Source organism: Micromonospora sp. WMMA2032 (assembly GCF_002688545.1).
In the GTDB taxonomy this organism is placed as follows: domain Bacteria; phylum Actinomycetota; class Actinomycetes; order Mycobacteriales; family Micromonosporaceae; genus Micromonospora; species Micromonospora sediminicola.
Genome location: NZ_CP024052.1, coordinates 1,231,520 through 1,255,296, shown reverse-complemented (window position 1 = coordinate 1,255,296; position 23,777 = coordinate 1,231,520). Strand labels below are relative to the sequence as shown.

Sequence of the window (23,777 nt, the reverse complement as noted above, 5' to 3'; positions counted from 1 at the left end):
CAGCAAGTTCGGGCGGGTGGATCATGGCGGACGAAGAGAAGCTCCTCGAACATCTCAAGTGGGTGACCACCGAGCTCCGCCAGGCGCACCGGCGCCTGCGCGAGCTGGAGGAACCGGAACCGATCGCCGTGGTCGGCATGGCCTGCCGCTTCCCCGGCGGAGTCGCGTCCCCGGAGCAGCTCTGGGACCTGGTCGTCGGCGGCGCCGACGCGACCGGCCCGTTCCCCACCGACCGCGGCTGGGACCTGGCCAGGCTGTACGACCCGGACCCGGACCACCCCGGCACCTCGTACAGCGACCGGGGCGGATTCCTCGCCGACGCGGGTGACTTCGACCCCACGGTGTTCGGCATCAGCCCGCGCGAGGCGCTGGCCATGGACCCGCAGCAGCGGCTGCTGCTGGAGACCACCTGGGAGGTGTTCGAGCGGGCCGGCGTCGACGTCGGCACGCTGCGCGGCAGCCGCACCGGGGTGTTCGTGGGCACCGCCGGCCAGGACTACGCGTCGGTGCTGCGCCGCCTGCCCGAGGGCGCCGAGGGGTACGTGCTGACCGGCACCGCCGCCAGCGTCATCTCCGGCCGGCTGGCCTACACGTTCGGCCTGGAGGGGCCGGCCGTCACGATCGACACCGCCTGCTCGTCGTCGCTGGTCGCCCTGCACCTGGCCACGCAGGCGCTGCGCGACGGCGAGTGCACCCTGGCCGTCGCCGGCGGCGCCAGCGTGATGGCCACCCCGGGCGGCTTCGTCGAGTTCTCCCGGCAACGCGGGCTGGCCGCCGACGGACGCTGCAAGGCGTTCTCCGCCGCCGCCGACGGCACCGGCTGGGCCGAGGGCGTCGGCCTGGTCATGGTCGAACGCCTCAGCGACGCCCGGCGGCTCGGCCACCCGGTCCTGGCCGTGATCCGGGGCAGCGCGGTCAACTCCGACGGCGCCAGCAGCGGCCTGACCGCGCCCAACGGCCCGGCCCAGCAGCGGGTCATCCGCCAGGCGCTGGCCAACGCCGGCCTCACCCCGGCCGACGTGGACGTGGTCGAGGCGCACGGCACCGGCACCACGCTCGGCGACCCGATCGAGGCGCAGGCGCTGCTCGCCACGTACGGGCGGGACCGGCCCGCCGGACGACCGCTGCGGCTCGGCTCCCTCAAGTCCAACCTCGGCCACACCCAGGCCGCCGCCGGCGTCGCCGGCGTGATCAAGATGGTGCTCGCGCTGCGGCACGGCCTGCTCCCGGCCACCCTGCACGCCGACGAGCCGACCCCGCACGTCGACTGGTCGACCGGCGACGTCGCGCTGCTCACCGACGCGCAGCCGTGGCCGGCCGAGCCCGACCGGGTCCGCCGGGCCGCCGTCTCCTCCTTCGGCATGAGCGGCACCAACGCCCACCTGCTCGTCGAGGAGGCCCCGCCGGCCGAGCCCGCCCCCGCCCCGGCGGCCACCGCGGACCGGCCGGTCGTGCCGGTCCTGCTCTCCGCCGCCCACCCGGCCGCGCTCGCCGCCCAGGCCGAGCGCTGGGCCGCCTGGCTGGACGCCGGGCCCGCGCCCCGACCCCGGGACGTCGGGTACGCGTCGGTCACCACCCGGGCCACCCTGGACCGGCGGGCCGTGCTCGCCGTCACCGGCACCGACGGGTTGCGCGCCGCGCTGCGCGCGCTCGCCGCGGGCGAGCCGTCCGGCGCGCTGGTCACCGGCGAGGCGACCGACCGGGGTCCGCTCGCGGTCCTCTTCTCCGGGCAGGGCGCGCAGCGCGCCGGGATGGGTCGGGAGCTGTACGCGACGTTCCCGGTGTTCGCCGCCGCGCTGGACGAGGTGTGCGGGCACCTGGACCGGGCGCTGCCCCGGCCGCTGAAGGAGGTGCTGTTCGCCGCCGCGGGCACCGCCGACGCCGCGCTGCTGGACCGCACCGCGTTCACCCAGGCCGGGTTGTTCGCGGTCGAGGTGGCGCTGTTCCGGCTGGTCGAGTCGTTCGGCGTCACCCCGGACCTGCTGGCCGGCCACTCGATCGGCGAGGTCACCGCCGCACACCTGGCCGGCGTGCTGTCGCTGGAACACGCCTGCCTGCTGGTGGCCGCGCGCGGCGCGCTCATGCAGGCGCTGCCCGACGGCGGCGGCATGCTCGCGGTCGCCGCCACCGAGGCGGACGTGCGCGCCGACCTGGACGACCACACCGACCGGGTGGGCGTCGCGGCGGTCAACGGCCCGTCGTCGGTGGTGGTCTCCGGCGCCACCGAGGCGCTGGACGACCTGGCCCGGCGGTGGACCGACCGAGGCGTACGGGTGCGGCGGCTGGCCGTGTCGCACGCGTTCCACAGCCCGCTGATGGAACCGATGCTGGACCGCTTCCGCGCGGTGCTGGCGAAGCTGACCTTCCACGCCCCGACGCTGCCGGTGGTGTCCAACCTGACCGGCGCCCTGGCCGAGGGCGACGACCTGCGCACGCCCGACTACTGGGTACGGCACGTCCGCGAGGCTGTCCGCTACGCCGACGGCGTGACCGCGCTGCGCGCGGCCGGCGCGGACACGTTCCTGGAGATCGGCCCGCGCAGCGTGCTGACCGCGCTGACCGCCGAGGCGCTGGCCGACGACGACGCCGGGCTCACCGTGGCCGCCCAGCGGCACGACCGGCCCGAGGTCGAGGCGCTGCTGGCCGCGCTCGCCGAACTGCACACGCACGGCGTCGACGTCGACTGGACGCCCTGGTTCGACGGCACCGGCGCCCGCCCCGTCGACCTGCCCACCTACGCGTTCCAGCGGCAGCGGTTCTGGCCGGACGCGCCGGCCTGGCAGGCCGGCGACGTGTCCGGCGCCGGACTCGGCGTCGCCGGGCACCCGCTGCTCGGCGCGGCCGTCCGGCTCGCCGGCGACGACGAGGTGGTGCTCACCGGCCGGCTCTCCGTCGCCACCCACCCGTGGCTGGCCGACCACGTGGTCGGCGACGCCGTGGTGGTGCCCGGCACCGCGCTGCTGGAGCTGGTCGTCCGGGCCGGCGACGAGGTCGAGGCCGCCCGGATCCGGGACCTCACCGTCGCCACCCCACTCACCCTCACCGCCACCGACGCGGTACGGGTGCAGGTGCGCGTCGGCGCCGCCGACGACACCGGCGCCCGGCCGGTGACCGTGCACGCTCAGCCCGAGGACGACCCGGACGCCGAGTGGGTGCGGCACGCCGACGGTGTGCTGGAACCCGCCGCCGCCGACGGGCCGACCCTCGGCGAGTGGCCGCCGGCCGGGGTGTCCGAGGTGGACGTGACCGGCTGGTACGACGCGTTCGCCGCGCACGGCCTGGCGTACGGGCCGGCGTTCCGGGGGGTCCGCCGGGTCTGGTCCGGCCCGGACGCCGCGTACGCCGAGGTGACGCTCCCCGACGGCGTCGACCCGACCGGCTTCGGGGCGCACCCGGCGCTGCTCGACGCGGCCCTGCACCCGATCGGCCTGCTCGACGCCGGCATCGGGGGCGGCCCCCGGGTGCCGTTCGCGTTCGAGGGCGTGCAGCTGCACGCCGCCGGCGCGACGGTGCTGCGGGTGCGGCTGACCCGCGCCGGCTCGTCGGTGCGGCTGGTCGCGGTCGACGCGGCCGGCGCGCCGGTGGTGTCGGTGGACGCGCTGGCCCTGCGGGAGCTGACCGGGACCGCCGCGGCGGGTGCGGCCGACCGGTCCCTGTACGCGCTGGCCTGGCCGGTCGAGGAGGTCACCGCGCCGGTCACCCCGCCGACCTGGGCGGTGCTGACCCCGCCCGGCTCCGACCCGCTCGACGCCGCGCCCCGGCCCGGCCATCCGGACGTGGCGGCGCTGGTGGCCGCCGTGGCCGCCGGCGCCCCGGCCCCCGACGCGGTGCTGCTGCCGCTCACTTCTGCACCGGCTCCGACCGGACCAGCTCCGACCGGACCGGCTCCCACCGGCGCGGGGGACGCCGCCGGCGACCCGAGCGGTCCGGCCGGTGTCGACGGTCCGGCCGGACCGGACGGCTCCGGGCTGCCGGAGCGGGTCCGGGCGGTGACGGCGGCGGTGCTGGTCACCGTGCAGGAGTGGCTGGCCGCCGACGCGCTCGCCGACACGCGGCTGGTGGTGCTCACCCGGGGCGCGGTCGCCGCCGGGGACGAGGAGGACCGGGTCACCGACCTCGCCGGCGCGGCGGTGTGGGGGCTGCTGCGCTCGGCGCAGTCGGAGCACCCGGGCCGGATCGTGCTGGCCGACCTCGACGGCGAGGTCGACGCCGGGGCGTTGTCCGCGCTTGCCGGGGTGGTCGCCGACCCCGCGCCGACCGGCGGTCAGGTGGCGCTGCGCGGCGGCGCGGTGCGCGTACCCCGGTTGGGTCGGCCGGCCGACGACGAGCTGCGGCCGCCGGACGGCCTCTGGCACCTCGCGCCGGTCGCGCCCGGCACGATCGACGGCGTCGCGCCGGTGCCCGCCGCCCCCGCCGCGCCAGGGCCCGGGCAGGTCCGCGTCGCCGTGCGGGCCACCGGCGTGAACTTCCGCGACGTGCTGGTCGCGCTCGGCATGTATCCGGACCCGGACGCCCGGATGGGCAGCGAGGGCGCGGGCGTGGTCCTCGACGTCGGGCCGGACGTGACCGACCTGGCACCGGGCGACCGGGTGCTGGGCATGTTCGAACCGGGCTTCGGCCCGCAGGTGCTCGCCGCGCGCGAGCGGGTGGCCCGGATCCCGGCCGGCTGGTCGTTCACCGAGGCCGCCTCCGTCCCGCTGGTGTTCCTGACCGCCTGGTACGCGTTGCGGGACCTGGCCGACCTGCGGGCCGGTGAATCGGTGCTCATCCACTCCGGTGCCGGTGGGGTCGGGATGGCCGCGATCCAGATCGCCCACCACCTGGGTGCGACGGTGTATGCGACGGCGAGTCCGGGGAAGTGGGAGACGCTGCGCCGGCTGGGGGTCGCGGACGGGCGGATCGCATCGTCGCGGACCACGGAGTTCGAGGCCGCGTTCCTGGCCGCGTCCGACGGCGCCGGCGTGGACGTGGTGTTGGACGCGCTGGCGGGGGAGTTCGTGGACGCGTCGTTGCGGTTGCTGCCGCGCGGCGGCCGGTTCGTGGAGATGGGCAAGACCGACGTCCGCGACCCCGACCTCGTCGCGGCCCAGCACCCCGGCGTGGCCTACCGGTCGTTCGACCTGAACGAGGCCGGTGGGGAGCGGATCGGGCAGATGCTGGCGGAACTGCTCGACCTGTTCGAGCGGGACGCGCTGTCGCCGTTGCCGGTGCGGGCGTGGGACGTGCGGCAGGCGCGGACCGCGTTGCGGCACATCAGTCAGGCCCGGCATGTGGGCAAGGTGGTGTTGACCGTTCCGGCTGCCGTCGACCCGGAGCGGGTCACGCTGGTCACCGGGGCCTCCGGCGCGCTGGCCGGCGTCGTCGCCCGTCACCTGGTGGCCACCGGGCAGTCCCGCAACCTGCTCCTCGCCGCCCGCCGTGGTCCGGCCGACGACCCGGCCTACGCGAGCCTGGTGGACGAGCTGACGGCCGCGGGTGCGTCGGTGCGGTCCGTCGCCGTGGACGTGGGGGACCGGGCGGCCGTGGCCGACCTGCTGGACGGCGTCGACCTGACCGCCGTCTACCACTGCGCCGGGATCGTCGCCGACGCCACCGTCGCCGGGCTCGACGACGACGCGCTCGAGCGGGTGATGCGGCCCAAGGTGGACGCCGCCTGGGCGCTGCACCAGGCCACCGCCGACCGGGACCTGACCGCGTTCGTGCTGTTCTCCTCGATCGCGGCCACGCTCGGCTCACCCGGGCAGGGCAACTACGCCGCCGCCAACGCGTTCCTCGACGCCCTCGCCACCCACCGCCGCGCCCACGGACTGCCCGCCACCAGCATCGCCTGGGGCATGTGGGCCACCACCAGCGCGATGACCGCCCACCTCGACCGGGACGACGCGCGGCGACTGCGCCGCCTCGGCATGACCCCGCTCACCGCCACCGAGGGCGCCGCCCTGCTCGACGCCGCCACCCGCCGCGCGCTGCCCGCCGTCGCGGCGGCCCGGCTGCGGCTCACCGGCGACGCCGGCCGCTACCCGGCGATCCTGCGCGGCCTGGCCCGCGCCGGCGCCCGCCGGACGGCACAGGACACGGCGACCGGCGAGGCGGGCTGGGCCGAACGGCTGGCCGCGCTCACCCCGGACGAGGCCCGCGAGCGCCTGGTCGACCTGGTCCGCGCGCAGGCCGCCGCGGCGCTGGGCCACCCGAGCGCCCACGCCGTGCCGGAAACCCGCGCGTTCAAGGAACTGGGCTTCGACTCGCTGACCTCGGTCGAGCTGCGCAACCGGCTCGCCGCGGCCACCGGGCTGCGGCTGCCCGCCACACTCGTCTTCGACCACCCCACCCCGGCCCGCGTCGCCGACCACCTCCACGCCCGGCTCGCCACCGCCGAACCCGCCGCGTCGACCGCCCGCGCGGCGGGCCCGGCCGGCACCGACGAACCCCTCGCCGTCATCGGCATGGCCTGCCGCTACCCGGGCGGCATCTCCACCCCGGACCAGCTGTGGGACCTCGTCGCCGCCGGCGCGGACGCCATCGGCGGCTTCCCGACCGACCGGGGCTGGGACCTCGACGCGCTCTACGACCCGGACGCCGAGCGGGCCGGCACCTCCACCACCCGCCACGGCGGATTCCTCGCCGACGCCGGCGACTTCGACCCCGCCTTCTTCGGCATCAGCCCCCGCGAAGCCCTCGCCATGGACCCGCAGCAACGGCTGCTGCTGGAAACGTCCTGGGAGGCGTTCGAGTCCGCCGGCCTCGACCCGACCACCCGCGCCGGCACCGCCACCGGCGTCTTCGTCGGCGCCGCCTCCTCCGGATACGCCGCCACCGGCGCCGACGGCCTCGAAGGCCACCTGCTCACCGGCACCGCCGGCAGCGTCGCCTCCGGCCGGGTCGCCTACGCGTTCGGCCTGGAAGGTCCGGCCGTCACCGTCGACACCGCCTGCTCCTCGTCGCTGGTCGCGTTGCACCTGGCCGCGCAGGCGCTGCGCTCCGGCGAGTGCGACATGGCGCTCGCCGGTGGCGTCGCGCTGATGGCCACCCCCGGCATGTTCTCCGAGTTCTCCCGCCAGGGCGGGCTGGCCCCGGACGGGCGGTGCAAGGCGTTCGGCGCCGCCGCCGACGGCACCGGCTGGGGTGAGGGCGCCGGTCTGCTGCTGGTCCAGCGGCTCTCCGACGCGCGGCGGGAGGGCCGCCGGATCCTCGCCGTGGTGCGCGGCACCGCCGTCAACTCCGACGGCGCGTCCAACGGGCTCACCGCGCCGAACGGTCCGTCGCAGCAGCGGGTGATCCGGCAGGCCCTGGCCAACGCGCGGCTGTCGCCGTCCGAGGTGGACGTGGTCGAGGCGCACGGCACCGGCACCACCCTCGGTGACCCGATCGAGGCGCAGGCGCTGCTCGCCACGTACGGCCAGGACCGGGAGACCCCGCTGCTGCTCGGCTCGATCAAGTCGAACATCGGCCACACCCAGGCCGCCGCCGGTGTCGCCGGCCTGATCAAGATGGTCCTCGCCATGCGGCACGGGATCGTCCCCGCGACGCTGCACGCCGACGAGCCGTCCCCGCACGTCGACTGGACCGCCGGCGCCGTCACCCTCGTCACCGCGCCCACCCCCTGGCCCGCGCTCGACCGGCCCCGCCGCGCCGCCGTCTCCTCGTTCGGCATCTCCGGCACCAACGCCCACGCCGTCATCGAGGCCGCCCCCACCGCGGCACCGGCCGACCCCGCGCCCGCCACCGGACCCGGCCTGGTCGGCGCCGACGCGGTGCCGCTGCTCGTCTCCGCCCGCACCGCCCGCGCCCTGCCGGCCCAGGCCGCGCGCCTGCACGAGCACCTCGCCGCGCACCCCGACCTCGACCTGGCCGACCTCGGCTGGTCGCTCGCCACCGGCCGCGCGCACCACCCCTACCGGCAGGTCACCGTCGTCGCCGACCGCGCCGCCGCGCTCGCCGCGCTCACCGCCGCCACGCCGCCGGCCCAGCCCGCCGACGGTACGCCGAAGGTCGTCCTCGTCTTCCCCGGCCAGGGCTCACAGTGGCCCGGCATGGCGCTCGACCTGCTCGACCGCTCCCCGGTCTTCCGGGACCGGATGCGCGAGTGCGCCGCCGAACTGGCCGACCTCGTCGACTGGACGCCCGAGGACGTGCTGCGCGGCGCCCCCGGCGCCTCACCGCTGGACCGGGTCGACGTGGTCCAACCGCTGCTGTTCACCGTGATGGTCTCCCTCGCCGAGGTGTGGCGCTCCTGCGGCGTACGCCCCGACGCCGTGATCGGCCACTCCCAGGGCGAGATCGCCGCCGCCTGCGTGGCCGGCGCGCTCACCCTGCCCGACGCGCTGCGGCTCGTGGTGGCCCGCAGCCGGGGCCTGCTCGCCCTCACCGGCCGGGGCGGGATGGTCTCCGTGCCGCTCTCCGCCGCCGACACCGCCGACCTCATCGCCCCCTGGGGCGACCGCCTCGGCGTCGCCGCGCTCAACGGCGCCGCCGTCACCGTCGTCTCCGGCGACGCGGACGCCGTCGACGACCTGCTCGCCGCCTGCGCCGACCGGGAACTGCGGGCCCGGCGCATCGCTGTCGACTACGCCTCCCACTGCGCTCACGTCGACGCGGTCCGCGACGACATCACCGCCGCGATCGGCACGCTCCACCCCCGTCCGAGCCGGATCGCGTTCCACTCCACCGTCACCGGCGAACCGATCGACACCGCCGACCTCGACGCCGACTACTGGTTCCGCAACCTGCGGGAACCGGTCCGCCTCGCGCCGGTCGTGGACGCGCTGATCGACACCGGTCACCGGGTGTTCGTCGAGGTCAGCCCGCACCCGGTGCTCAAGGTCGTGGTGCAGGACGCGCTTGACCGGGCGCCCGCCGGCCCGCCCGGCGTGGTCGTCGGATCGTTGCGCCGCGACGAACACGGCCCCCGCCAGCTGCTCACCGCCCTCGGCGCCCTGCACACCGCCGGCGTGCCCGTCGACTGGGCGGCCGTGTTCGCCGGCTCCGACGCCACCCGGGTCGACCTGCCCCCGTACGCCTTCCAGCGGGAACGCTTCTGGCCCGAGCCCGGCACGGCGGCCGGTGGTGACGTCACCGGCGCCGGCCTCGGCGCCGCCGGGCACCCGCTGCTCGGCGCGGCGGTGCGACTGGCCGACGCCGACGAGGTGGTCCTGACCGGCCGGCTCGCGCTGTCCGCCCAGCCGTGGCTGGCCGACCACACCGTCGCCGGCGCCGTGCTGCTGCCCGGCACCGCGCTGGTCGAGCTGGTGGTCCGGGCCGGCGACGAGGTCGGCGCCCCCCGGGTGCGCGAACTGACGCTGGTCACCCCGCTCACGCTGCCGGACACCGGCGGACTGCGGGTGCAGGTGCGCGTCGGCGCCCCGGACGACGCCGGCGCCCGCCCGGTGACCGTCCACGCCCAACCCGCCGACGACACCGACGACGGGTGGACCCGGCACGCCGAAGGGCTGCTGGAGCCGGCCGCCGCCGACGAGCCCACGCCGGGCCCCTGGCCGCCCGCCGGCGCGACCGAGGTGGACCTCACCGGCTGGTACGACACCCTCGCCGGGCACGGCCTGGCCTACGGGCCCGCGTTCCGGGGCCTGCGCCGGGCCTGGACCGACGACGACACCGTCTACGCCGAGGTGGCCCTGCCGGACGGGCCGGCCGAGCGGGCCGGCCGGTTCGAGGTGCACCCGGCGCTGCTCGACGCCGCGCTGCACCCGATCGGCCTGCTCCCCGGCGGTGACGCCACCTCCGGGCCACGCGTGCCGTTCACGTTCGAGGGCGTGCAGGTGCACGCCGCCGGCGCGGCCGTGCTGCGGGTGCGGTTGCGCCGTACCGGCTCGGCGGTGCGGCTCGTCGCGGCCGACGAGACCGGCGCGCCGGTGGTCTCGGTGGACTCCCTGGTGCTCATGGAACTGGGTGACGCCACGGGCCGTCCGACCGCCGCCGACCGGTCCGTCCTGGAGGTCGCCTGGTCGGTCCGGGACCTCCCGCGCACCGGCGGACCCCGGTCCTGGGTGACGCTCGTCGGAGTCGGAACCGATGCGACGGGCACCGACGCCGGAACGGCGGTCACCGCCGGTGCGGCGGGTCCGGATGCCGCCGGCTCGGCTTCCGCGACGGGCGCGGGGGATCACGCCGCCGCGTACCCTGACGTGACCGCGCTGGCGGCGGCCGTCGAGGCCGGCGCGCCGGCCCCCGAGGCGGTGCTGCTCCCGGTTCCGGCCGGGAACGACGCCGACCTGCCGACGCGGGTCCGGTCGGTCACGTCGACGGTGCTGGCCACCGTGCGGGACTGGCTGGCCGCCGACACCCTCGCGGACTCACGCCTGGTGGTGGCGACCCGGGGCGCGGTGGCGGCCCGCGACGAGGAGGACGTCACCGACCTGGCCGGCGCCGCCGTGTGGGGGCTGCTGCGTTCGGCACAGTCCGAGCACCCGGACCGGATCGTGCTGGTCGACCTCGACCGGGACGCCGACCCCGACACGCTCGCCCCGCTCGCCGCGGCCGGCGGGCAACTCGCGCTGCGCGACGGCGACGTCCTGGCACCCCGCGTCGTCCGCCCGGCCGGGGACCGGCTCGTCCCGCCGGCCGGCGCCTGGCACGTGGCCGCCGTCGACCCCGGCACCATCGACGGCGTCGACGTGCGCACCTCCGACGCGCCCGCGCTGGCCGCCGGTGAGGTGCGGGTGGCGGTGCGGGCGGCGGGGGTGAACTTCCGGGACGTGTTGATCGCGTTGGGGATGTATCCGGATCCGGCTGCGGTGATGGGTAGTGAGGGCGCGGGGGTGGTCCTGGAGGTCGGGCCGGGTGTGTCGGGTCTGGTGCCGGGTGATCGGGTGTTCGGGTTGTTCGAGCCGGGTTTCGGGCCGCAGGTGGTGGCGCGGCGGGACCGGGTGGCGCGGATGCCGGAGGGCTGGTCGTTCGTCGAGGCGGCGTCGGTGCCGGTGGTGTTCCTGACGGCGTGGTACGCGTTGCGGGATCTGGCCGGTCTGCGGGCCGGTGAGTCGGTGCTCATCCATTCGGGTGCCGGTGGGGTGGGGATGGCGGCGATCCAGATCGCCCGTCATCTGGGTGCGCAGGTGTATGCGACGGCGAGTCCTGGCAAGTGGGACACGCTGCGTGGGTTGGGCGTCGAGCAGGAGCGGATCGCGTCGTCGCGGACCACCGAGTTCGAGCGGACCTTCCTGGCGGAGTCCGACGGCGCCGGCGTGGACGTGGTGTTGGACGCCCTGGCCGGGGAGTTCGTGGACGCGTCGTTGCGGTTGTTGCCGCGCGGCGGCCGGTTCGTCGAGATGGGCAAGACCGACCTGCGGGATCCCGACCTCGTCGCGGCCCAGCACCCCGGCGTCACCTACCGGTCGTTCGAACTCAACTCCGCCGGCGGCGAGCGCCTCGGGCAGATGCTCACCGAACTCCTGGAACTGTTCGAGCGGGGAGCGCTGCGACCGCTGCCCACCCGCACCTGGGACGTCCGGCAGGCGCGCACCGCGCTGCGGCACATCAGCCAGGCCCGCCACGTCGGCAAGGTCGTGCTCACCGTCCCCGCCACCGCCGACCCGGACCGCGTCACACTGGTCACCGGCGCCAGCGGCACCCTCGCCGGCCTGGTCGCCCGACACCTGGTCACCACCGGACAGTCCCGCAACCTGCTCCTGGCCGCCCGCCGCGCCCCCGCCGACGACCCGGCCTACGCCGCGCTGATCGACGAGCTGACCACGGCCGGAGCGACCGTACGGGCCGTCGCGGTGGACCTCTGCGACCCGGTACGCGTCGTCGACCTGGTCGCCGGGGCGGACCTCACCGCCGTCTACCACTGCGCCGGCGCCATCGCCGACGCCACCATCACCGGACTCGACGACGACGCGCTCGACCGGGTGATGCGGCCCAAGGTGGACGCCGCCTGGGCCCTGCACCAGGCCACCGCCGACCGGGACCTGACCGCGTTCGTGCTGTTCTCCTCGATCGCGGCCACGCTCGGCTCACCCGGGCAGGGCAACTACGCCGCCGCCAACGCGTTCCTCGACGCCCTCGCCACCCACCGCCGCGCCCACGGACTGCCGGCGGCCAGCCTCGCCTGGGGACTCTGGGCCACCACCAGCGCGATGACCGCGCACCTCGCCGACGGCGAGCACCGCCGCGCCATCCGCGCCGGCAGCGCCCCGCTCACCGACACCGAAGGCCTGGCCCTGCTCGACGCGGCCGGCCGCCACGGCGGCGCACACGTCGTCCTGATGAAGGTGCCGACCAGCCCCGACCCGGCCCGCGTACCCGCGCTGCTGCGCGACCTGATCCGCCCCGCCCGGCGGCGGGCCGCCGCGCGTACCGGAGGGGACCTGTCGCTGGCCGACCGGCTCGCGGCGCTCAGCCCGGGCGCCCGGCGCGGCCACCTCCTCGACCTGGTCACCGCCGCGGCGGCCGCGGTGCTCGGACACCGCGGCGCCGACGGCGTCGACCCGCAGCGCCCGTTCCGGGAACTCGGCTTCGACTCGCTCACCTCGGTCGAACTGCGCAACCGGCTCGCCGCCGCCACCGGGCTGCGGCTGCCCGCCACCGTCGCGTTCGACCACCCCACCCCCGTCGTGCTCGCCGACCACCTCGACCGGGAGATCGGCGGGTCGGCCGCGCCGGCCGCCACGCCCGTGTCCGGCGTGACCACCGCCGTCGACGAGCCGATCGCCGTCGTCGGCATGGCCTGCCGCTTCCCCGGCGACGTCCGCACCCCCGAGGACCTGTGGGACCTGGTCACCGCCGGCGCCGACGTCATCGCGCCGTTCCCCACCGACCGCGGCTGGGACCTCAGCGTCCTCGGCGACGACGCCGACCGGCCGGCGCCCCGCCACGGCGGTTTCCTCTACGACGCCGCCGACTTCGACGCTGCCTTCTTCGGCATCAACCCGCGCGAGGCGCTCGCCATGGACCCGCAGCAGCGGCTGCTGCTGGAGACGTCGTGGGAGGCGCTGGAACGCGCCGGCGTCGACCCCCTCACCGTCCGGGGCAGCGCCACCGGCGTCTACGTCGGACTGATCTACCACGACTACGCCGGCGCCGCCGTCGGCGCCGGCGATGACCTCGACGGGTACGTCGGCAACGGCAGCGCCGGCAGCGTCGCCTCCGGCCGCATCTCCTACCTGCTCGGCCTGGAGGGCCCGGCCGTCACCGTCGACACCGCCTGCTCCTCGTCGCTGGTCGCGCTGCACCTCGCCGCCCAGGCGCTGCGCCAGCAGGAGTGCGGGCTCGCGCTGGCCGGCGGAGTCACCGTCATGTCCACCCCCGGCATGCTCGCCGAGTTCTCCCGCCAACGCGGCCTGTCCCCGGACGGGCGGTGCAAGGCGTTCGGCGCCGGCGCCGACGGCACCGGCTTCGCCGAGGGCGTCGGCATGCTGCTGCTGCAACGCCTCTCCGACGCGCAACGCGACGGCCGCCGGATCCTCGCCGTGCTGCGCGGCAGCGCCGTCAACCAGGACGGCGCGAGCAGCGGCCTCACCGCCCCCAACGGGCCGTCCCAGCAGCGGGTCATCCGCCAGGCCCTGGCGAACGCCCGCCTCGACCCCTCCGACGTGGACGTGGTCGAGGCGCATGGCACCGGCACCGCCCTCGGCGACCCGATCGAGGCGCAGGCGCTGCTGGCCACGTACGGCCAGGACCGGGAGACCCCGCTGCTGCTCGGCTCGGTCAAGTCGAACATCGGGCACACCCAGGCCGCCGCCGGCGTCGCCGGCGTGATCAAGATGGTCCTGGCCATGCGGCACGGCCTGGTCCCGCCGACGCTGCACGCCGACGAGCCGTCCCCGCACGTCGACTGGACCGCCGGCGCGATCACCCTGGCGAACCGGGCGCAGCCCTGGCCCGCCGTGGACCGGCCCCGCCGCGCCGCCGTGTCGTCGTTCGGCATCTCCGGCACCAACGTGCACGCCGTCCTGGAACAGGCGCCCGAACCCGCCCCCGCCCCGGCCGCGCCCACCCCCGGCGACCTCGGCGTTCCGTGCGTGCTCTCCGCCCGCACCCCGGACGCGCTGCGCGCCCAGGCCGGCCGGCTGGCCGCCTGGGTCGAGGCGAACCCGGCGGTCCCGCTGGCCGACCTCGGCCACGCCCTCGCCACCGCACGGTCCGCGTTCGAACACCGGGCCGTGCTGCTGCCCCGCGACCGGACGGGCCTGCTCGCCGGCCTGACCGCCGTCGCCGCCGATGAGCCGTCCTCCGCCGTGGTGCGCGGCGCCACCCGCACCGGCCGGCTCGCCGTCCTCTTCTCCGGCCAGGGCGCGCAGCGCCCCGGCACGGGCCGCGAGGCGTACGAGGCGTTCCCCGTCTTCGCCGCCGCGCTGGACGAGGTCTGCGACCACCTCGACCCGCTGCTGCCCCGGCCGCTGCGGCCGGTGCTCTTCGCGCCCGAGGGCGCGCCGGAAGCCGCGCTGCTGGACCGTACCGAGTTCACCCAGCCCGCGCTCTTCGCCGTCGAGGTGGCGCTGTACCGCCTGATCGAGTCGTTCGGCGTCACCCCCGACGTGGTCGGCGGCCACTCGATCGGCGAGATCACCGCCGCGCACGTCGCCGGGGTGCTCTCCCTGCCCGACGCCGCCGCCCTGGTCGCCGCGCGGGGCCGGCTCATGCAGGCGCTGCCCGACGGCGGCGGGATGCTCGCCGTCGCCGCGCCCGAGCCCGAGGTCGCCGCTGCCGTCGCGGGCCGCGCGGACGTCGGGATCGCCGCGGTCAACGGCCCGGCGTCGGTGGTGGTCTCCGGGGCCGGTGACGCCCTGGCGGAGGTGGAGCGGGCCTGGCGGGAACGCGGTGTGCGGGTCCGCCGGCTGACCGTCAGCCACGCCTTCCACAGCCCGCTGATGGCGCCGATGCTGGACGACTTCCGGGCCGTCGTCGACGGCCTCACCCTCGACGCGCCGCGCCTGCCGGTGCTGTCGAACCTGACCGGCCGGATCGCCGAACCGGACGAGCTGCGCGACCCCGACCACTGGGTGCGGCACGTCCGCGAGGCGGTCCGCTTCGCCGACGGCATCAGCCACCTGCGGGAGCGCCACGTCGGCACCTACCTGGAGGTCGGGCCGGACTCGGTGCTCTCCGGGATGGTCCGCGACTGCCTCGGCGACGACCCGGCTCCGGTGGTCGTGCCGACCCTGCGTGCCGGACGCACCGAGGCGTCCGCGCTGCTCACCGCGCTCGCTGAGGCGTACGCCGCGGGAACGCCGGTGGACTGGACCGCGCTGACCGGCGGCGGCGTGCCGCTCGACCTGCCCACCTACCCGTTCCAGCGTCGACGGTACTGGCCCGACGCCGCCACCTGGCGCACCGGCGACCTGTCCGGCGCCGGACTGGCCGCGCCCGGGCACCCGCTGCTCGGCGCGGCGGTGCGGCTGGCCGGCGCGGACGAGCTGGTGCTGACCGGCCGCCTCGCGCTGGCCGCGCAGCCCTGGCTGGCCGACCACGTCGTCGGCGGCTCCGTCCTGGTGCCGGGCACCGCGCTGGTCGAGCTGGTGGTGCGCGCCGGCGACGAGGCCGGCGCCCCCCGGGTACGCGACCTGACCGTCACCGCGCCGCTCGCGCTGCCCGCCACCGGCGGCGTCCGCGTGCAGGTGCGCGTCGGCGCGGCCGACGAGGCCGGCAACCGGGACGCCGCCGTGTACGCCCAACCGGACGACGACACCGACGCGCAGTGGGTGCGCCACGCCGAGGCGGTGCTGGAACCGGCCGCCGCCGAGGAGCCGGGCCTGACCGCCTGGCCGCCGGCCGCCGTCACCGAGACCGACCTGACCGGGTTCTACGACGTGCTGGTCGGCCACGGCCTGACGTACGGGCCGACGTTCCAGGGCCTGCGCCGGGTGTGGACCGGCCCGGACCAGGTCTACGCCGAGGTGGCGCTCACCGACGCGGCGGTGGACGGGTTCGCGGTGCACCCGGCGCTGCTGGACGCCGCGCTGCACCCGATCGGGTTGCTGCTTCCCGCCGACGGCGGCGGCCCGCGCGTGCCGTTCGCGTTCGAGGGCGTCCAGGTGCACGCCGCCGGCGCCCGGCTGTTGCGGGTCCGGTTGACCCGTACCGGCTCCGGCGTCCGGCTGGTCGCGGCGGACGAGACGGGCGCGCCGGTGGTGTCGGTCGACGCGCTGGTCCTGCGTGAACTGGCCGGTGCCCCCGCACCGGACGCGGCCGCGCGTTCCCGGTTCGTGGTGACCTGGCCGGCCGAGGAGATCGACCCGGCCGACCGCGAGGTGACGTGGACGGTGCTGACCGCCGCGCTGCGGCGCGACGCCGCGCCCGCGCCGGACGGCCGGACCCGCCGCGCGGCCGGTCGGGGCGCGGGACGCGGGAAGGCCCGCCCGGGCGCGCCGGCGCCGTTGCCGGGTGGATGGTTCGACACGGCCGTGCCCGCGCGGTTCCCGGACGTGGCCGGGCTGGTGGCGGCCGTCGCCGACGGCGCGCCGGCGCCCGACGCGGTGCTGCTGCCCGTCGGACCCGTCGGCTGGGTCGGCGCGGCCGACGACGCGGCCGGCGCGGCCGACCTGTCGGGCCCGGCCGAAGCCGGCGTGTCGGGCCCGGCCGGCGACGATCGGCGCGGCTCGGGCCGTGGCGACCTGCCCGGGCGGGTGCGGGCGGTGACGACGGCGGTGCTGGCGACCGTGCAGGCGTGGCTGGCCGCCGACGAACTGCGCGACTCCCGGCTCGTGGTGGTGACCCGGGACGCGGTCACGACCGGCGACGACGACCGCGCCGCCGACCCGGCCGGCGCGGCCGTCTGGGGACTGCTGCGCTCCGCCCAGTCCGAGCACCCCGACCGGATCGTGCTCGCCGACGTCGACTCCGCCCTCGACCGACGCGCGCTCGGCGTGCTGGCGACCGTCGCCGACATGCCGTCCACCGTGGGCGGTCAGCTCGCGCTGCGCGGCGACCGGGTGTGCGTACCCCGGTTGGCGCGTCCGGCCGGCAGCGAGCTGGCGCCACCGGCGGCCGGCGCCTGGCACGTCGCGGCCGCGCACCCCGGCACGCTCGACGGCGTCGAGATCGTGCCGGCCGTCCCGGAGGCGCTCGCCGCCGGTGAGGTGCGGGTGGCGGTGCGGGCGGCGGGGGTGAACTTCCGGGACGTGTTGATCGCGTTGGGGATGTATCCGGATCCGGCTGCCGTGATGGGTAGTGAGGGCGCCGGGGTGGTCCTGGAAATCGGGCCGGGCGTGACCGGTCTGGTGCCGGGTGATCGGGTGTTCGGGTTGTTCGAGCCGGGTTTCGGTCCGCAGGTGGTGGCGCGGCGGGATCGGGTCGCGCGGATCCCGGCCGGGTGGTCGTTCACCGAGGCCGCCTCCGTTCCGGTGGTGTTCCTGACCGCCTGGTACGCGTTGCGGGACCTGGCCGGTCTGCGGGCCGGTGAGTCGGTGCTCATCCACTCCGGTGCCGGTGGGGTCGGGATGGCGGCGATCCAGATCGCCCACCACCTGGGTGCCCAGGTGTATGCGACGGCGAGCCCTGGCAAGTGGGACACCCTGCGCCGGCTCGGCGTCGAGCAGAACCGGATCGCGTCGTCGCGGACCACGGAGTTCGAGGCCGCGTTCCTGGCCGCGTCCGACGGCGCCGGCGTGGACGTGGTGTTGGACGCGCTGGCGGGGGAGTTCGTGGACGCGTCGTTGCGGTTGTTGCCGCGCGGCGGCCGGTTCGTGGAGATGGGTAAGACGGACCTGCGGGACCCCGAGGTGGTGGCTCGGGATTATCCGGGCGTCGCCTACCGGCCGTTCGATTTGAACGAGGCCGGCGGGGAGCGGATCGGGCGGATGCTGGCGGAGCTGCTCGACCTGTTCGAGCGGGACGCGCTGTCGCCGTTGCCGGTGCGGGCGTGGGATTTGCGGCAGGCGCGGACCGCGTTGCGGCACATCAGTCAGGCCCGGCACGTGGGCAAGGTGGTGCTGACCGTTCCGGCCGCCGTCGACCCGGAGCGGGTCACGCTGGTCACCGGCGCCTCGGGCGCGCTGGCCGGCGTCGTCGCCCGTCACCTCGTGGCCACCGGGCAGTCCCGCAACCTGCTCCTCGCCGCCCGCCGCGCCCCCGCCGACGACCCGGCGTACACCGCGCTGGTCGACGACCTGACGGCGGCCGGCGCGACCGTGCGGACCGCCGCCGTCGACGTGTCGGACCCCGCGCAGGTCACCCGGCTGCTGGACGGCGTCGACCTGACCGCCGTCCACCACTGCGCCGGAGTGCTCGACGACGCCACGGTCGCGTCGCTGGACGCCGAGTCCGTGGCGCGGGTGATGCGGCCCAAGGTCGACGCCGCCTGGGCGCTGCACCAGGCCACCGCCGACCGGGACCTGACCGCGTTCGTGCTGTTCTCCTCGATCGCGGCCACGCTCGGCTCACCCGGGCAGGGCAACTACGCCGCCGCCAACGCGTTCCTCGACGCCCTCGCCACCCACCGCCGCGCCCACGGACTGCCCGCCACCAGCATCGCCTGGGGCATGTGGGCCACCGACGGCGGCATGGCCGGTCGGCTCGACGCCGACGACCGCACGCGGCTCGGCCGGATCGGCATGACCGGGCTGACCGCCACCGAAGGCACCGCACTGCTCGACGCCGTCACCGCCGCCGCGCCGCCGACCGGGGTCGCCGCGCGGCTCCGGATCACCGGCGACCCCGCGCAGCTCCCCCCGATGCTGCGGCTGCTGGCCCCCACCGGCGGACGCCGACAGGCCCGCACCGGCGACGGGACCGCCACCGGCTGGGTCGAACGCCTCGCCGGGCTCACCCCGGACGAGGCCCGGGAGCGCCTGGTCGACCTGGTGCGCGCGCAGGCCGCCGCGGTGCTGGGCCACCCGTCGGCGCAGGCGGTGCCCGCCGTCCGCGCCTTCAAGGAACTGGGCTTCGACTCGCTGACCTCGGTCGAGCTGCGCAACCGGCTCGCCGCCGCCACCGGGCTGCGGCTGCCCGCCACGCTCGTCTTCGACTACCCGACCCCGGAACGCCTCGCCGACCACCTGCACGAGCACCTCGGCCACGACCCGGCCGGCGACACCACCACCGCCACCCGCGCCGTCACCGACGACGACGACCCCATCGCCATCATCGGCATGGCCTGCCGGCTGCCCGGCGGGGTCACCAACCCGGACCAGCTGTGGCACCTCGTGTCCAGCGGCGGCGACGGGATCGCCGAGTTCCCCGCCGACCGGGGCTGGGACCTCGACGCGCTCTACGACCCGGACGCCGACCGCGCCGGCACCTCCAGCACCCGCCACGGCGGATTCCTGCCCGGCGCCGCCGACTTCGACCCGGCCTTCTTCGGCATCAGCCCCCGCGAGGCGCTCGCCATGGACCCGCAGCAACGGCTGCTGCTGGAAACCTCGTGGGAGGCGTTCGAGTCCGCCGGCCTCGACCCGCACGACCGCACCACGACCACCGGCGTCTTCGCCGGCCTCATCCACCACGACTACGCCGGCCGGCTCGACGCCTCCGCCGAACTGGAGGGCTACCTGGTCAACGGCACCGCCGGCAGCGTCGCCTCCGGCCGCGTCGCGTACGTGTTCGGGCTGGAAGGCCCGGCCGTCACCGTCGACACCGCCTGCTCCTCGTCGCTGGTCGCGCTGCACCTGGCCGGCCAGGCGCTGCGGGCGGGGGAGTGCGACCTCGCCCTCGCGGGCGGCGTCACCGTGATGGCCACGCCCAGCGCGTTCGTCGGGTTCTCCCGGCAACGCGGACTCGCCCCCGACGGGCGGTGCAAGTCCTTCGCCGCCGGCGCCGACGGCACCAGCTGGGGCGAGGGCGTCGGGATGCTGCTGGTCGAGCGCCTCAGCGACGCCCGCCGCCGCGGTCACCGCGTCCTCGCCGTGGTACGCGGCACCGCCGTCAACCAGGACGGCGCGTCGAACGGCCTCACCGCCCCCAACGGACCGTCCCAGCAACGGGTCATCCGCCAGGCCCTGGCCAACGCGCGGCTGTCGCCGTCCGAGGTGGACGTCGTCGAGGCGCACGGCACCGGCACCACCCTCGGTGACCCGATCGAGGCTCAGGCGGTCCTCGCGACCTACGGGCAGGACCGGGACACCCCCCTGCTCCTGGGCTCGGTCAAGTCGAACATCGGGCACACCCAGGCCGCCGCCGGAGTCGCCGGCGTCATCAAGATGGTTCTCGCCATGCGGCACGGCATCGTGCCACCGACGCTGCACGTGGACGAACCGTCCCCGCACATCGACTGGACCGCCGGGGCGGTCACCCTGGCCACGGCCCCGACGCCCTGGCCCGACCAGGACCGGCCGCGCCGGGCGGCGGTGTCCTCGTTCGGCATCTCCGGCACCAACGCCCACGTCGTCCTGGAACAGCCCGCCGACGCCGACCACCCGGTCGCGACCGGCGACGCCGCCGACGGCCGTCCCGGCGGGCCGGCGGTGCTGCCGGTGCTGCTGTCGGCGCGTACCGACGCCGGGCTCGCCGCGCAGGCCCACCGGTGGGCGACCTGGCTCGCCGCCGACGGGACACCCCGCCCCGCCGACGTCGGCTGGTCCGCGCTCACCACCCGCCCGCCGCTGGACCACCGGGCCGTCCTGGCCGCCGGCGACCGGGACGAGCTGCTCACCGCGCTGCGCGCGCTGGCCGCCGGCACCACCACCGGCGCGGCGATCACCGGTACCGCGCAACCGCGCGGTCACCTGGCGCTGCTGTTCTCCGGTCAGGGCGCGCAGCGCGCCGGGATGGGCCGGGAGTTGTACGCGGCGTTCCCGGTGTTCGCCGCCGCACTGGACGAGGTCGCCGATCACCTGGACGGGAAGCTGTCCCGGCCGCTGCGCGACGTGCTGTTCGCGGAGCCGGGCTCGGCCGAGGCGACCCTGCTGGACCGGACCGAGTTCACCCAGGCGGGGTTGTTCGCGGTCGAGGTGGCCCTGTTCCGGCTGGTCGAGTCGTTCGGGGTGACGCCGGACTTCGTGGGTGGTCACTCGATCGGTGAGGTCACGGCCGCGTTCGTGGCGGGGGTGTTGTCGCTGTCGGACGCGTGTGCGTTGGTGGCGGCGCGGGGTCGCCTGATGCAGGCGTTGCCGGCCGGCGGTGGGATGCTGGCCGTGGCCGCACCGGAGTCCGAGGTGGCCGACTCGATCGCCGGCCGCACGGACGTCGGAATCGCGGCGGTCAACGGCCCGACGTCGATCGTGATCTCCGGGCCGGCCGGGGCGCTCGACGAGATCGAACGCTCCTGGCGGGACCGGGGTGTGCGGACCCGCGCGCTGACGGTGTCGCACGCCTTCCACAGTCCCCTGATGGAACCGATGCTCGCCGAGTTCCGGACGATCCTCGACGGGTTGACGTTCGCCGCGCCACTGCTGCCGGTGGTGTCCAACGTGACCGGTGCGGTCGCCGATGCGGGGGAGTTGACGGACCCGGACTACTGGGTGCGACACGTGCGTCAGGCGGTCCGCTTCGCGGACGGGGTGGCCGCGCTGCGCGACGCCGGGGTGGACACGTTCCTGGAGATCGGGCCGCAGAGTGTGCTCACGGCGCTGACCGTCGAGATCCTGCCCGAGGGCGACGGGCGAGCGGTCGCCGTGCAACGCCGGGACCGGGACGAGACCGGCGCGCTGCTGGCCGGGCTGGCCGACCTGCACGTGCACGGCGTCACCGTGGAATGGACGCCGTGGTTCGACGGCACCGGCGCCACCCGCGTCGACCTGCCCACCTACGCCTTCCAGCACGAACGGTTCTGGCCCGACAACCCCACCCGCACCGACGCCTCCGACGCCGAGTTCTGGGCCGCCGTCGAGAGCGGCGACCTGACCGCGCTCGCCGGCCACCTCGGCGACGACGACCTGGACACGCTCACTCCCGCCCTGCCCGCGCTCACCACCTGGCGCCGGTCCCGCACCCGCCGCACCGGGGCCGACCGCTGGTCGTACCAGGTCGGGTGGCGCCGGATCGACCTCGACGGACCGTCGGCGGCCGACGGCGCCTGGCTGCTGGTCACCCCGGACGGTGAGCCCGCCGCCGCGCACGTCGGCGCCGCGCTGGCCGGCGCCGAGCTGCGGCGCGTCACCGTCGACCCGGCCACCACCACCCGCGCCGACCTCGCCGCCGCGCTCGGCAAGGCCCTCGCCGACGGGCCGGTCGCCGGCGTGGTCTCCCTGCTCGGCCTGCGCGACGAGCCCCACCCGGAGCACCCGTCGCTGCCCGCCGGCACCGCCGCGACGCTGCTGCTGGTCCAGGCGCTGCACGACACCGGCGAGACGCCCCCGCTGTGGTGCCTCACCCGGGGCGCCGTCGCGACCGGCGGCGACGACCCGGTCCGCAGCGCCGGCCAGGGCGCCCTGTGGGGCCTGGCCCGCGTCGCCGGGCTGGAACTGCCCCGGCTGCGGGTCACCCTGCTCGACCTGCCCGACGGCGACACCGACCCGACCCGCCTCGCCGCCGCCCTCACCGCCGCCGGTGACGAGGACCAGCTCGCCCTGCGCCCCGCCGGCCTGTACGCGCGCCGGCTCGTGCGGGCCGCCCCCGCCGCGCGCGACGCCGCCGAGCGGTGGCAGCCCTCCGGCACGGTGCTCGTCACCGGCGGCACCGGCGCACTCGGCGCCCACGTCGCCCGCTGGGCCGCCGGCCACGGCGCCGCACACCTGGTGCTCACCGGCCGCCGGGGCGAGGCGGCGCCCGGCGCGGCCGCGCTGCGCGACGAGCTGACCGCTCTCGGCGTCCGCGTCACCGTCGCCGCCTGCGACGTGGCCGACCGGGACGCCGTCGCTGCGCTGCTCGCCCGCCTCGACGCCGACCCGGCGCCGCTGACCGCCGTGGTGCACGCCGCCGGCCTCAACGACGTCGCCCCGCTGCTCGACACCGACCTGGACCGGCTGGCCGCCGTGTCGGCCGGCAAGACCGCCGGCGCGGCCCACCTGGACGAGCTGCTCGGCGACCGTCCGCTCGACGCGTTCGTGCTGTTCGCCTCCATCGCCGGCGTCTGGGGCAGCGGCGGACAGGCCGGCTACGCCGCCGGCAACGCCTACCTCGACGCGCTGGCCGAGCGGCGGCACGCGCGCGGCCTCGCCGCCACCTCGGTGGCCTGGGGACCGTGGGCCGACGGCGGCATGGCCACCGACGACGCCCAGCGGGAACTGGCCCGGCGCGGCCTGCGGGTCATGGCCCCCGCCGACGCGGTGCACGCCATGCGCGTCGCCGTCGGCCGGGGCGGACCCACGCTGACCGTTGCCGACGTGGACTGGGCGACGTTCGCCCCGGCGTACGCGTCGACCCGGCCCCGGCCGTTCCTGGCCGACCTGCCCGAGGCCCGGCAGGCGGTGCGGGACGCCGCCGAGGCGCCCGCCGACGGTGGCGCGGCGCTGCGCGAGCGGCTGCGCGACCTGACCGGCGAGGACCAGGACCGCCGGCTCACCGACCTGGTCCGCGCCGAGGCCGCCGCCGTCCTCGGCCACGGCGGCCCGGAACGGGTCAAGCCCCACCGGGCCTTCAAGGACCTCGGCTTCGACTCGCTGACCGCGGTCGAGCTGCGCAACCGGCTCAACCGGGCCACCGGCCTGTCCCTGCCCACCACGCTCGTCTTCGACCACCCCGACCCGTCCGCGCTCGCCGGCCACCTGCGCGCCACCCTGCTGCCCGACACGCCCGTCGGGCCGGCGGCCGACCCGGCCGAGACCGCGGTACGGCAGGCGCTGGCCACCATCCCGCTCGCCCGCATCCGCGAGGCCGGACTGCTGGACCTGCTGCTCGGTCTCACCGCCGACGACGGTCCCGCCGCCGAACCGGACGGGGCGGAGGTCGACCTCGACGAGATGGACACCGACACCCTGATCCGGCTGGCCCTCGACGGCACCGAGTCCTGA

At 77.0% G+C, this 23,777-nt stretch carries 1 protein-coding gene; it reads left to right on the top strand.

Going from position 1 to position 23,777, the window contains the following annotated elements:
- Positions 1-23: 23 nt before the first annotated feature.
- Positions 24-23,777: a type I polyketide synthase gene (locus CO540_RS05195; protein ID WP_099161137.1), complete on the top strand. Its 23,754-nt coding sequence runs from the start codon at positions 24-26 to the stop codon at positions 23,775-23,777.

Coding starts and splice junctions, on each gene's coding strand:
- CO540_RS05195 (WP_099161137.1), top strand. CDS start 24: ATGGCGGACGAAGAGAAGCTCCTCGAACATCTCAAGTGGGTGACCACC.